Raw genomic sequence first — 13,191 nt, 5'->3', positions numbered from 1 at the left:
ATGAAAATTGCATTTGCTGGAACAGGCGGAATCAACAAAGTCCATGCGCGGGGGGCGCAAAAGCTGGGATTGGAACTCGTAGCGGCTGTGAATCACAGACCCGAGTCGATGGCAGAGTTTTCAAAGGAATTCAGCATCCCGCGTCAATATGAAACCATCGAAGCCATGCTCAAAGATGGCGGCGTGGACGCGGTGGTGGTGAGCACACCCAACTATTTACATGCGCCGCAAACCATTGCCGCGTTGAATGCAGGCGTGCATGTGATGGTTGAAAAGCCGATGGCGATGAACGCGCGTGAAGCCGAGCAAATGTGTGCGGCGGCGGATAAATCTGGCGCGTTGTTGATGGTGGCGCACTGCTGGCGATTTCATCCCGAAGTGCAATGGTTGAAGGAACAATCTGAAAAACTTGGGAAAATCATTCGCACGAAGGCGTACAGCGTCCACGTGCATTGGGGACCTTCGGGCTGGTTCGCTCAGAAAGAATTTGCGGGCGGCGGCGCGATGGCAGACATGGGTGTGCATGCGCTCGATACTACGCGCTACCTGCTTGGCGATCCGCAGCCCGTTTCAGTTTATGCAAAAATCGGCACGCACTACGGCAGTTACGATGTGGATGATACAGGTGTCATCATCATTGAATGGGATAACGGCACAACATCCTATATTGAAACAGGTTGGTGGCAGCCGCATTCCGACAGCCCCGAAGCGGGCGCGCAACTCTATGGGCTCAAAGGATTCGGCTCGGTCTTCCCCACTCATTTGGAAATCCCAAATGAAGAAGAGCAACGAATTGACTTGATTGAAACAGGTTTCCCGCAGCAGGAATCGCATCAGCCGCAAAGCCTGTACGATGACCAATTGAAATATTTTGTCGAGTGCGTTGAGAAGAATCAAACTCCAATCCCTGGCGGCTTGGAAGGCTGGACGAATATGAAAGTTGTGGATGCGGCGTATGAGTCGAGCAGAACTGGAAAGGCTGTGGAAATCAAAGTGACAATCGAAACCATTCTCCCCACTCCCGATATTTTTTCTGCAAAGCGCATTCTTTGCATTCAGCCGCATTACGATGATAACGACATCGGCGCGGCGGGCATCCTTGCACAGCTTGCAAAAAACGGCGCGGAAATTATTTATCTCACGGTCACCAATGATCTCATGGGCGTTGTCGATTCTTCGCTCTCCGATGAAAAAGCCGCGGCGGCGCTCAAGCGCGACCAATTTGCAGCGGCGGAAATTGTCGGTGTGAAAGAGCAGTATTGGCTCGGCTATCCCGACGCGGGCGAGTACAACTATTTCGATGTGCGCCGCGACCTGCTCAAATACATCCGCATCATCAAACCCGATTTTGTTTTCACCTGTGACCCGTGGCTGACGTACGAAGGACACCGCGATCACATCCAAACCGGATTGGCAGCCTCAGAAGCGGTCATGTTTGCTGGATTGACGAAAATCGCTTCGTCCGACCCGAAAGTTGATTCTGCCTACGAGCCGCATGACATCAACGGGATAGCGTTTTACTTCACCCGTGAACCGAATGTCATTGCGGATATTTCTTCCACGTGGGAGGAGAAAATCGGCGCACTGCGCTGTTATGAAGCCCAATTCACTCCACAGGACATGGAGCAATTGCTCGTTGCCATGGATGCAAAGTCACAACAAGTGGCGCAGGGACAATCATTTCCGCGCGGCGAACCGTTGAAGGTGTTGAACACCAGCGCGTTGCATGTCGGAATATAGGACGATGAACAACAGACGATTGACCATCGTCTACCTTTGAAAGGATATATCATGAAAATTGGAATCGTCGGCGGTACAGGAAACATCAGCCAGCCTATCGTAAAACTTCTGCTCGAAAAGGGACATGAAGTCGTTGTATTCAATCGCGGGCAGACAGCGAAAGCGCCTGATGGCGTACGTGTCATTGCGGGAGATCGCAGTAACCGCGAAGACTTTGAACGCAAGATGCAAGCCGAGAAATTCGACGCGGCAATTGACATGATTTGCTTCACCGCAGAAGATGCCGCATCGAGTGTCCGCGCGTTTCGGGGAGTGGGCTGGTTCGTACAGACTTCTACTGTTTGCACCTACGGCATTCAATATGACTATCTCCCCGTGGATGAGACTCATCCCCTGCGCCCGAATACCGAATACGGGCAGAATAAGGCGGCAGCGGATCATGTTTATCTCGAAGCGTATCACCGCGAGAAATTTCCTGTTGTCATCATCAAGCCTTCCACAACCTACGGACCTGTGCAGGGAATGTTACGTCAAATCTGCTGGGATTTCTCGTGGATTGACCGTGTGAAAAAAGGCAAGCCTGTCATCATCTGCGGCGATGGATTTGCCATTCATCAGCATCTGCACGTGGATGACATCGCCCATGCCTTTGTCGGTGTGATCGGCAAGGAACACACGATTGGGCAGACCTATAACGCCGTCAATCGCGGATTTTATACATGGCTCGATTATCACCGCCTTGCAAATAAGATTTTGGGCAGGGACGTGGAACTCATCGGCGTGCCATTCGAAGATTTGCGGCGGCTCAACGTCCCTGAAATCGGCATTCTGGAAGATGAATTCGCGTTCAACGATTACTATTCCGCTGAAAAACTTTTCCGCGATGTGCCCGAGTTTCACCCGCAGATTTCTCTGGAGCAGGGAATGACACAGGTCTTTGAAGTGATGGAACGCGAGGGGCGAATTCCCAATTCAGATGAGTTGAAATGGGAAGATGAAATTGTTGCGAAATATAAGACACTGTGGAAATAGAGACCATTGACCACGGACGATGAATGGTCAACGGTCTTTCGTCCTTGGTCTCTTCGAAGGAGAAAAATGAAACCAAATCCGTATTTGCAAAAAATGGGATACAGCAATACCGACCGACTCGTCATTATCCACACCGATGACATTGGCATGTGCCATGCTTCGGTGCAGGCGTTCAAAGATTTGTGGGCAGTTGGGACGATTACCTCTGGCGCGGTGATGGTTCCGTGTCCGTGGTTCCCTGCCACGGCGCAGATGTGCCGCGAGAATCCCGAAATGGACATGGGAGTCCATGCGACGCTCAACGCGGAGTGGACAAACTATCGGTGGGGTCCTGTTTCAGAAGCAGGAGCAGGCTCGGGCTTAAGAGATGAGACGGGGTACTTCCATCAGTGGCATCAGGCAGTGTACGACAATGCCAGTCCAGAAGACGTGGAGGCGGAGGTCAATGCTCAAATCGAAATGGCGCTGAAGGCGGGCATTGATGCGACGCATGTCGATTCGCACATGGGCACGATCATGAGTCCGCTTTTTATTCAATCGTATGTTCAAGCAGCATCAAGCCGATTGCTGCCGAACATGCTGCCGCGACTCGATGCAAAGGGAATCGAGATGATGGGCGTAAGTGAAGCGGACATGATTTCGTATGCGCCCGTTATGGAAATGTTGGAGGGGATTGGCGTGCCGACTCTGAACGGAATTGTGGCGATGCCGCTCGACCAGCCCGATGGTCAAATGGAGATTGCAAAAAATCTTTTGGGCAATTTACCCGAAGGCATCACGCATTTTATTTTGCATCCATCCATTGATACGCCTGAATTGCGAGCCATTGCTCCCGATTGGGAAAGCCGCGTTTCGAATTACAACACTTTCATGAGTGATGAGTTGAAGAAATTCATCGAAAGCGAAGACATCAAGCCGATCGGGTATCGCGCGATACGAGACGCGATGCGGAAGTAATTCTTTCTTTCCTCTTTCTTCTTTCATGAGCAAGAAAGAACGCCAAAGGAGTTCACATGGAAGTCAGTAAAAAATTTCAGACCAGCACCAAAACCCGCATCCTGTATTCGCTTTCCAGTTTGGGGATCACGATCCCAGGGGAGGCGGTGGCGGGTGTGATTGCGTTTTACATCGTAGATATCAAGAACCTGCCCGTTGCAATGTATTCGACCTTTTGGTTTTTCTATACTATCTACAATGCCTTGAATAACCCTGCGCTCGGATATTTTTCTGACCGCACCCGTTCACGCTGGGGACGCAGGCTCCCGTATATTTTGTTCGGCGGGCTGCCCTATGCACTTGCATTTGCTTTGTTGTTTACTGCGCCGTTTGATGGAAAATCTGACCCGCGCGGATTGTTGATCTATTTCGGGGCCGCCATTGTTTTGTGGGAAGGTTTATATACTGCGCTTGCCACGGGATATTACGGTTTGCTGCCTGAAATGTTCGGCACCTACGAAGAGCGGACAGATGTCGCCGCGAAGATGAATATTTTTCAGATCATCGGTCTGTTTATCGGCGCAGCATTACCGCCGATGCTGGCCAACATCATGGGCTGGAGCGGAATGGCGATGCTGTTCGCGGGGATCTCTGTTATCGCGATCTATGCGGGCTACCCAGCCATGTTCGAACGCAAGGAACTTCATACCGACACGAGCTTTCCCTTTGTGGATGCGCTCAAATATACTTTTGCCAATCGCAGTTATCTCACCGCTGCTGGTGCGCAAACCATGCGTTTCTTTGCCACAGGTTCCCTGCAAACAGGGATTCTCTTCTATCTCAAATACAGCCTGAAGGTGGATGAAAGCCTCGCAACCGTCATCCTCGGCGGTGCGTTTTTCATTGCCATGCTGTCGTTGTATCCGTGGCGGAATTGGGTGGCGAATCGCCTCGACTCGCGCCGTACGCTCATGCTTGCCAATGTCATTATGATCTTTGGTATTGTGCCGATGGGATTCTCGCCCAACATCTATTTTACTTATGCAGCAGCGGTTGTGCTTGGCATCGGCCTCGGCGGACTTGTGCTCATTGGCGATGTCATCATGACCGAGGTCGTTGACGAGGACGAAGTCAAAACAGGTCATCAACGCGCGGGTATGTATTTTGGCATGAGCGGATTTCTCATCACATTGAGCGGCTTGCTCGTTTCATCTGTGTTTGGCCTGGTCATGCCTGCTTTTGGTTATGACACACTTCTCGAAGTTCAACCCGCGTCCGTTGATCTCGGCTTCCGCATCTTCCTCACTGTGCCAACTTCCATCGGCTTTTTGCTTGCCATCTTTTTATTGTGGCTGTATCCGCTGCATGGAAAATATTTGGAAGAGATCAAAACAACTCTCAAACAAAAGAGAGAATCCTCCAATATTTAATTACCAATTACTACTCACTGATGACCTCCCGACACCCGACACCCATCACTTTATTTTCTCCCTACCGCATTTGCCCCATTGGCGCGCACATTGATCATCAAGGCGGCGTGGTGCTGGGTCGCACTATCAACATCGGCACAACGCTTGAATACGAGCTGCTTGATTCAAACGAACTTCACATCACCAGCGACCAATTCGGCGAGGTGAAATTTTCCATCGGGGCGCTCGACACCAATCATTGGGCGCGATATGCCCAAGCCGCCGCACGCGTGTTGAAAGCCAAGCGCGGAATCAAGGCGCATGTCACTGGTTCGTTGGTCGGCGCAGGGTTGAGTTCATCTGCTTCAGTGGGGTTGGCGTTTCTCAAGGCGCTCGCAAATGTCAACCAAATGGAATTCAGCGATGAGCAATTCGTTCATCTGGATTTTGAACTCGAACATAACGAACTGGGTCTGCAAAACGGATTGCTCGACCCGATGAGCATCATCTACGGAAAAAGAAACGCGCTTCTTTTCATGGACACGGTAACTGGTTCTGTTTCCCCGATCATGGATCCACCCTCGGGCAGTTTCGCCTGGGTCGTGGCGTATTCGGGCATCTCGCGCGAACTCACCAAAAGCGGATTCAACGTCCGCGTGGCGGAGTGCCATGAAGCCGCATCCACACTGCAAAACGGAGCATGGAAGCTGGGCGACATTCCGCGTGAAACCTTCGAAGCAAAGAAAATGTCATTGCCAGAAAACCTCCGCAAACGAGCCGAGCATTTCTTCACCGAAGTGGACAGAGTCCACGCGGGCGCGAAAATGTGGAAGGATGCAGACCTCGAAAGATTCGGTCAGTTGATGAACGAATCCTGTCAGTCTTCGATTACCAATTACCAATCAGGCAGCGACATCCTCATCGAATTGCATGAACTTGTCAGTTCCACCAGCGGAATTTACGGCAGCCGATTCAGCGGCGGCGGATATGGCGGTTGCGTGGTTGCCTTGGCAAGCCGGGGCCACGCCGAAAAAGCCTGTGCCGAAATCGCCCAGAAATTTAAATCCGCGCACCCTGAATTGGATTCAAAAGTTTTCGTCGTCGAAACTGCCGATGGACTTGCCACCCGTCACCCATCACCCGTCACCCGTTCCGCCGTTCTTCTCGCTGCAGGGCGCGGCAAACGTCAACGCCCCCATACCGATGTCACGCCCAAATCGCTATTGCAAATAAATGGCCGCGCCACGTTGGATTATGTGCTGCGTGCCGTGTCAAAAGCTGGTGTGGAACGGGTCTGCATTGTGACAAATCACTTGGAAGAAAAAATCTTCGAGTACGTCGGCGATGGCTCAAAATGGAATCTCTCCGCTTCGTTTGCTCATCAAACTGAATTGCGCGGCAATGGCGATGCGCTCCTCTCTGTGCCAAAAGAATGGATTCAAAACGAATCCGTCATGGTCGTGGCGACCGATTACATCCTCGAAGAAAATTCCCTGCTTGAGTTGGTGCAGGCAAAAGAGAAATCTCAGGCAGAGATCGTGATGAGCCTGAAGGAATGTCCCATCGAAGAACTCACCGCCCGCTCCAGCGTGGACGTGGATTCAGAGTGGCGCGTAAAACGCATTATCGAGAAGCCAAAACCCGAGGAAATCATGAGTCCCTACGCGGCTTCGATTCTGTTCATCCTCCCGCCGCAAATTTGGGACTACCTGCCAAATATCCGCCCTTCGGAGCGCGGAGAGATCGAAATGCAAGCTGCCATTGACCGCATGATTCAAGATGGCTTCAAAGCAGTGGGTGTTTTGCAATCCGCGCCAAAAGAATGGGATGCTGCCCATCACGCCCAACTTTCAACCTGAAACTTGTAACCCTCAAACGGAGATTTATGAAATACTTTTTAGGAATAGATGTAGGTTCGTCAAAAACCCACGCACTGATTGTCGATGAGACGGGTCAATGTGTGGGGTTTGGAAAATCATGGGGCGGCAATCATCAAGGCGTTGGCTATGATGGCTTGCTGAATGTCTTGCAGGAGTCATTTGAGGGCGCGAAGAAAATGTCAGGGGTGGGGAATGCTCAAATAGCAGGAGCAGGCTTCGGCGTGGCTGGATACGATTTTCCATCCGACAGAGAATCTCATTTGCAGACCATCTCAAAGCTGGGATTATCCTGCCCCGTGGAAATCGTCAACGATGGCACGAATGGATTGCTGGCTGGCGCAACGCGCGGAATCGGAGTCAACGTGACGGCGGGGTCTTCGAACAATTGCCGCGGGCGAAATAAAAATGGAAAAGAAGGACGCATCGTCGGCAATGGACCGACCTTCGGCGAATATGGCGGCGGGATCGAGATCGCATATCGCGCGCTGCAAGCTGTGAACTATGCGTGGATCAAACGTACCCCACCCACTGTGCTGACAAAGGTTTTGCTCGAAGCAACGGGTGCGAAAGATGAAGCCGATCTGATGGAAGGCGTGTCGAACAGTCAATATCATATCTTTCCGTTTGTTGCGATCGAAGTGATCAATGCGGCGCGCAATGGCGATGCCGCCGCGCAGGAGATCATTCGTTGGGCGGGGGAGGAGTTGGGCTGGCTGGCGGTTTCGGTGGCGCGGCAAATCGAAATGGAAGATGATGAAGTGGAGATCGTTCAATCGGGCAGCATTTTCGAAGCGGGTGAGATCATCATAAAGCCGATGCGTGATGTGGTGCTAAGGCATTGCCCGCGCGCAAAGTTGATTCGGCTCGATGGTCCGCCTGTGGTGGGAGCGGTCATTCTCGGCATGGAGCAGGCTGGTTTCGATGGTTACGCCGTGCGCGATGTGGTGGTGCGGACAGCGAAGGAAATTGTGAAATGATATTTGGACCCTAAAGGTTTTTAAAGCCTTTAGGGTCAGTGAGGAAAAAATGAAAATTGGATATGCACAAACAGTCATTACGCCATCGCTCGATAAGCCCGTATATCTTGCGGGCTTCGGGCAAAACCGCCGCGCTGAAACGGTTCATGATGATCTATATGCGCGCGCGCTGACAATTCAAACGGAAGAGATCACGCTTGTGCTCGTTGCGCTTGATCTGATTGGATTTTTTCAGCAGGACATGAAGGATGTCGTGGAGGCGTTAAAGGTCTCTGATGTGAATTTGCATGTTGTCATTGCTTCCACGCACACACACCATGGACCCGACACGATGGGGCTTTGGGGGCCAGACGATAAAACCTGCGGCGTGGATTCGGATTATATGTTTGCGATCAAAAAGAAGATCGTGGATACGATCAACGCTTCGCTTTCTGACCCCAAACCTGCCTTTGCGAAATGGACATCTGTCCACGTTTCAGGTTTGGTGAAGAATGCCCGCAACCCTGAGATCCTTGATGATGAATTGACCTTGCTGCAATTCGCGGCTGACGATGGCAAACCGTTGGTCACCTTGTTTGACTTTCCATGTCATCCCGAAGTGTTGTGGGAGCACAACCCAAATATCACAGCGGATTATGTCGGCTATCTGCGCGATGAAGTGGAAAAGCAGACAGGTGCGCCCTGCATTTTCTTTTCGGGTGCACTGGGCGGCATGATGACCCCCGACGTAAAAGATCATTCCTTTGAAGAGGCGGAGTTTATGGGGAGGAAGTTGGGGGAGGAGGGTGTAAAGGCGTTAGATGCAGTGAACAGTGAGCAGTATTCAGTGGTTGGCATTCAGAAGAAGGAAATCAAAGCCAAGCTGACAAATCCGCTTTACAAGGTTGCTTTTTTGCGAAAATTGATTCCCGATGTGCGCGATAGAAAGGGATACCTCACTACAGAAGTCAATCTCATCAAGATCGGCGGGTTGTGGCTGGCAACTGTCCCAGGGGAGTTGCTGCCAAAGCTGGGCTTGCAGCTCAAAGCGTGGATGAAAGAAGCGGGGGCTCAAGTCACAGGTGTGATCGGGCTGGCGAATGATGAGGTCGGTTACATTTTGCCCGTGGAAGATTTCAAGTATCCGTTGAATCCGTTCAAGCCTGGAAAGCATTATGAAGAAACGAATTCCATCGGCAAGGGCATTGCAACGAGCGTGATGGATGCATTACGTGAAGTCATTGCGAGCCCCGAACGCGAGTCGGGGGTTACTTCGTCGCCAAAGAACGGCTCCTCGCAATGACAAAGATTGTCATCATCGGCGGCGGATCGTATTCGTGGGGACCCACATTCATGCGGGATGTTTTCGCCACGCCCGAACTCAAAGGCTCGACCATCGTTTTGCACGACATCCTTCAAGAGCGCGTGGATTTGGTGCATGCGCTCGGTCAAAAGATGATTTGGGATTTCGGTTTGGATTTTCATCTTGAAAAGACTCTTTCTCTCGAAGAAGCCCTGCAAGGCGCAGACTTTGTGATTTTGACCATCACCACAGGCAGACTCGAATCCATGCGGCCTGATTTGGAGATCCCTGCGAAGTATGGGATCAGACAATCGGTGGGTGATACCACTGGCCCAGGCGGGTTGGCGCGTGCTTTGCGGAATATCCCCGTCGTTGCACAGATTGGGCGCAAGGTGATGGAAATTTGTCCGAATGCGCTTTTCCTCAATTACACCAACCCAATGACCGTGCTCACGCGCACGCTTGCCATGCAGGGCGTGAAGGTGGTCGGCTTGTGCCATGAGTGGATCGGTGTGCGTGAGAAACTGGCGTTGATCTTCGGCACAGCACCTGAAAATATTCAAGCACAGATCGCGGGTATCAATCATCTGATCTGGGTCACAGACCTATATACCGATGGCAAACGGGTTTGGGATGAGGTCCCTGCGATTGCTGGGAAGATCCTGAGCGGCGAGATCAAAGTGGACGAAGAAGATACCTCGGTTTTCACCGACCATGCGAAAGTAAAGTCCACGCTGTTTCAGTTGTATGGCGCGCTGCCTGCCGCGGGTGACCGTCACATTGCCGAGTTTTTTCCGCACTTTATCAATGAGTCCACCCACTGGGGCACGGACTATGACCTAAAGCTCACCAGTATCGAAGACCGTGAGGCGTTGGAAGCCTTCGCAAAAATGATGATCGAATCTGTGCTGAAAGGCGAAACCGATTTGAAGCCGTTCATGGAAGATATCTCTACCGAAGCGGCGAATAAGATCATCCGCGCAGTGGTAAGCGGAGAAAATTACATCGGCATTATGAATTTACCGAATATGGGCCAGGTTTCAAATCTGCCCTGCGACGCTGTTGTTGAAACCTATGGCGTCATTAACTCGATGGGTGCGCATGCTACTTCATATGGAGAAGTCCCTGCGGGAGTGCAGAGCATTTTGCAAAAGCACATTTCGAATCAGGAGATGACCATCCGCTCTGCGCTGGCGGGGGATTGGGATCTCGCGCTGCAAGTTCTGCTCAACGATCCGCTTTCGGGCAGGCTTACCATTCCACAGGCCAGGCAGCTACTTCATGAATTGCTTGAAGCCAACAAGCAGTATCTGCCGTTGTTCTTTGGAGTCTAAACAATGTGTGATGGACAATAGACCATAAAGCTCCATCGTAAGCACCACCTTATGCAACCCACTCCTCGCTCCCTCTTTTTTATGCGCGCCTACTACCTGCTCTGGACTGGCGCAGGCGGGTTTGTCTTCCCATTCATCAGCCTCTTCTACGCACAAAAAGGGTTAAGCGGCACACAGATGGGCTGGCTCACCACCATTGGCAGCCTCATTGGGCTTATCAGCGCGCCGTTCATCGGGCGCATCAGCGACAATGCAATCAATCCGCGCCGCGTGCTGCAACTTTGTCTCTTCGGCTCAGGCGCATTGATGCTCGCCCTCGGTCAACAAAATCTTTTTATTGCCATGGCTGTCATCATTGCGATAGAAGCGTTGGTGGGCGCGCCCGTTTATCCGCTCTCTGACGCGCAAGCCCTCAGCATCTCCAGCGAAAAAGAAGGCTTCGGCTCCATTCGATTGTGGGGTTCTTTGGGATGGGCGATCACAGCCTTTATTGGCGGGTGGATGGTCAGCCGCGCAGGACTCGTCTCCATCTTCTGGGGATACGCCGCCTTATACGGACTCTGCATCCTCATGCTCGGACGCATCATCACAACGCCGAAACCTGCCTCTGCTGCCGAGGAACATCATCTTCCCCTTGGAAAAGTCGCGCGTTCCTTGGTCACCCAACGCACCCTGCTCGGACTCACCATCGCTTTATCCATCTTCTGGCTGTCCAACGGCGGACGTCACCAATTTGAAACGCTCTACATGCATCAACTCGGCGCAAGCGAACAGCTCATCGGCTGGGCATACACCTACCCCGCCTTGATGGAATTACCCATTATGCTGTGGGCAGATAAACTCGTCCGCAAACATGGCGCTGGGAAAATCCTCTCCCTTTCAATTTTGCTTGAAGGTATCTCGCTTATCGCCATCGTTGTCTATCCTTCCATTGCTTCCATTATGTTCATGCGCGCCGCGAGCGGATTTTATTACAGCTTCTATGCCATTGCCTCGGTCGGCTATGCGGTTGAAAACGCTCCCGAAGGACAAGGTGCTACTATCCTTTCCCTTTATTACGTTACCCTCAATGGTATCCTCGCACTCTTCAACGCCCCCCTTAGCGGAGCCGTCTTCGACTGGGTGGGCGCTTATCCACTCTACATCATCGCTGCCGCAGGGACACTCCTTGCGTGGCTGGCGTTGGTCATTTCACAACGAAAACCTGCGATTCAGTTGCAGGCTTCTTAAAAAGGAGAAATAACATGTCTGAATTAGCGATACTCGGTGGACCAAAAACAAGGACGGAAGCGTATCCGCAGTGGCCTGTGTGGGATCAGCGTGATATTGACGCGGTGGTCGAAGTGGTCAAATCGGGGCGTTGGGGCGGTTACCCTTACCCCGGCCCGAAGACGGCGGAACTGGCGAAGAAATTTGCGGAGCTGCAGGGCGGCGGGTATGCCGTGCCGATGATCAACGGAACGGTGACGATGGAAGTTGCCTTGCGTGCGGCGGGCATTGGCTGGGGGGATGAAGTCATTGTCCCTGCCTATACGTTTCAGGCAACGGCATCAGCGCCAATGGGTGCAGGGGCGATTCCTGTCATCGTGGATGTGGACCCGAATACGTATTGTCTCGATGTGAAGGCTGTGGCGAAGGCCATCACGCCCAAGACCAAAGCCATCATCCCTGTGCATCTCGGTTCGAATATGGCCGATATGGATGCGATCATGGAATTGGCGGAAAAACACAATTTGATCGTCATCGAAGATTGCGCGCATGCGCACGGCGCGAAATGGCGCGGCAAAGGCGCAGGGACAATTGGTCACTTCGGCTCGTTCAGTTTGCAATCTTCAAAAACGCTGACAGCGGGAGAAGGCGGAATTTTGCTGTGCCGCACGCCAGAGTTTGCCGCGCTGGCCGCATCTGTGATTGACTGTGGACGTCCGCATGCGTTGGGCGGCGGCGGTGAAGACAAGAATGGACTCGCGATGCAGGGCGGAAATTTCCGCATGAGCGAATTGCAGGCTGCGATGGCGCTTGTGGGCATTGAGCGTTTCCCTGCACAGGCGAAACAACGCGAGGAAATGGCGGCTTACATGGACGAAGCCCTGAGCGAGATTAAAGGCGTGCGTGTGATGAAACATGATGAACGCCATACCACCCGCTCGTTCTACCGCTATATCTTTGCGATCGATCCGCAGGAATTTGGCGTGGAGCATGATGTGCTGTGCGGCGCACTCGATGCGGAAGGCGTTGATTGCTGGGTCGGTTATGAGGCGATGCACAATTACGAATTGTTCCAGCCGCAGAGATCGAAATTGGCTGTGCCGAATGCCTTCCCTGAATATTTCGATTTCAAGAACATGAACCTGCCCGAGGCCACCCGCGCCTGCGAACATGAGGCGGTCTGGCTCGATGAGGCAATTTTTCGCGAAGGCACAAAGGGTGTGGATGACGCGGTCGCGGCACTAAAGAAGATCCAAAAGAATGCGGTTGAGTTAAATGCTGCCGCCGATGAGTTGAGGAAGAAATACGGTTAAGAGTTATTCAGACCTGAGTAAAGTCAAACAAAAAATTCCGCCTTCAAAAGAGGCGGAATTTTTTTGTTGAAAACAGGTT

The 13,191-nt window shown here is 52.1% G+C and carries 10 protein-coding genes; all 10 read left to right on the top strand.

Annotated features, from left to right (window positions below; all coding sequences use genetic code 11):
* The 10 genes from IPI86_RS16735 to IPI86_RS16690 all read left to right on the top strand — a co-directional run bounded on the left by IPI86_RS16735 (position 1) and on the right by IPI86_RS16690 (position 13,112).
* Positions 1–1,740: a Gfo/Idh/MocA family oxidoreductase gene (locus IPI86_RS16735; RefSeq protein WP_345299153.1), complete on the top strand. Its 1,740-nt coding sequence runs from the start codon at positions 1–3 to the stop codon at positions 1,738–1,740.
* A 51-nt stretch (positions 1,741–1,791) separates the two neighbouring features.
* A complete protein-coding gene (locus tag IPI86_RS16730; RefSeq protein WP_345299152.1) occupies positions 1,792–2,772 on the top strand; it encodes an NAD-dependent epimerase/dehydratase family protein in 981 nt (326 codons plus the stop codon).
* A 66-nt stretch (positions 2,773–2,838) separates the two neighbouring features.
* Positions 2,839–3,729: a polysaccharide deacetylase family protein gene (locus IPI86_RS16725; protein ID WP_345299151.1), complete on the top strand. Its 891-nt coding sequence runs from the start codon at positions 2,839–2,841 to the stop codon at positions 3,727–3,729.
* Positions 3,730–3,785: 56 nt separating this feature from the next.
* Positions 3,786–5,138, top strand: coding sequence for an MFS transporter (locus IPI86_RS16720; protein ID WP_345299150.1), 1,353 nt, complete (start codon positions 3,786–3,788; stop codon positions 5,136–5,138).
* A gap of 20 nt (positions 5,139–5,158) precedes the next feature.
* The gene (locus IPI86_RS16715) at positions 5,159–6,976 is read left to right on the top strand and encodes a sugar phosphate nucleotidyltransferase (RefSeq protein ID WP_345299149.1); all 1,818 of its coding nucleotides are present in this window, start codon (positions 5,159–5,161) and stop codon (positions 6,974–6,976) included.
* A 26-nt stretch (positions 6,977–7,002) separates the two neighbouring features.
* Entirely contained in the window at positions 7,003–7,974 is a 972-nt protein-coding gene (locus IPI86_RS16710; RefSeq protein WP_345299148.1) for a BadF/BadG/BcrA/BcrD ATPase family protein, read from the top strand.
* A 49-nt stretch (positions 7,975–8,023) separates the two neighbouring features.
* Positions 8,024–9,256, top strand: coding sequence for a neutral/alkaline non-lysosomal ceramidase N-terminal domain-containing protein (locus IPI86_RS16705; RefSeq protein WP_345299147.1), 1,233 nt, complete (start codon positions 8,024–8,026; stop codon positions 9,254–9,256).
* Positions 9,253–10,590, top strand: a complete 1,338-nt coding sequence (locus tag IPI86_RS16700; protein WP_345299146.1) for a hypothetical protein — start codon at positions 9,253–9,255, stop codon at positions 10,588–10,590. The genes IPI86_RS16705 and IPI86_RS16700 overlap by 4 nt, the downstream gene beginning before the upstream one ends.
* 51 nt (positions 10,591–10,641) lie before the next feature.
* Positions 10,642–11,820, top strand: a complete 1,179-nt coding sequence (locus IPI86_RS16695) for an MFS transporter (RefSeq protein ID WP_345299145.1) — start codon at positions 10,642–10,644, stop codon at positions 11,818–11,820.
* Positions 11,821–11,834: 14 nt separating this feature from the next.
* Positions 11,835–13,112, top strand: a complete 1,278-nt coding sequence (locus tag IPI86_RS16690; protein ID WP_345299144.1) for a DegT/DnrJ/EryC1/StrS family aminotransferase — start codon at positions 11,835–11,837, stop codon at positions 13,110–13,112.
* Positions 13,113–13,191 lie beyond the last annotated feature (79 nt).

The sequence above is a fragment of the Candidatus Villigracilis affinis genome, assembly GCF_016705895.1.
Classification (GTDB): domain Bacteria; phylum Chloroflexota; class Anaerolineae; order Anaerolineales; family Villigracilaceae; genus Villigracilis; species Villigracilis affinis.
This window is presented reverse-complemented; position numbering and strand designations above follow the sequence as displayed.

Coding starts and splice junctions, on each gene's coding strand:
- IPI86_RS16690 (WP_345299144.1), top strand. CDS start 11,835: ATGTCTGAATTAGCGATACTCGGTGGACCAAAAACAAGGACGGAAGCG.
- IPI86_RS16710 (WP_345299148.1), top strand. CDS start 7,003: ATGAAATACTTTTTAGGAATAGATGTAGGTTCGTCAAAAACCCACGCA.
- IPI86_RS16720 (WP_345299150.1), top strand. CDS start 3,786: ATGGAAGTCAGTAAAAAATTTCAGACCAGCACCAAAACCCGCATCCTG.
- IPI86_RS16735 (WP_345299153.1), top strand. CDS start 1: ATGAAAATTGCATTTGCTGGAACAGGCGGAATCAACAAAGTCCATGCG.
- IPI86_RS16725 (WP_345299151.1), top strand. CDS start 2,839: ATGAAACCAAATCCGTATTTGCAAAAAATGGGATACAGCAATACCGAC.
- IPI86_RS16700 (WP_345299146.1), top strand. CDS start 9,253: ATGACAAAGATTGTCATCATCGGCGGCGGATCGTATTCGTGGGGACCC.
- IPI86_RS16730 (WP_345299152.1), top strand. CDS start 1,792: ATGAAAATTGGAATCGTCGGCGGTACAGGAAACATCAGCCAGCCTATC.
- IPI86_RS16705 (WP_345299147.1), top strand. CDS start 8,024: ATGAAAATTGGATATGCACAAACAGTCATTACGCCATCGCTCGATAAG.
- IPI86_RS16715 (WP_345299149.1), top strand. CDS start 5,159: ATGACCTCCCGACACCCGACACCCATCACTTTATTTTCTCCCTACCGC.
- IPI86_RS16695 (WP_345299145.1), top strand. CDS start 10,642: ATGCAACCCACTCCTCGCTCCCTCTTTTTTATGCGCGCCTACTACCTG.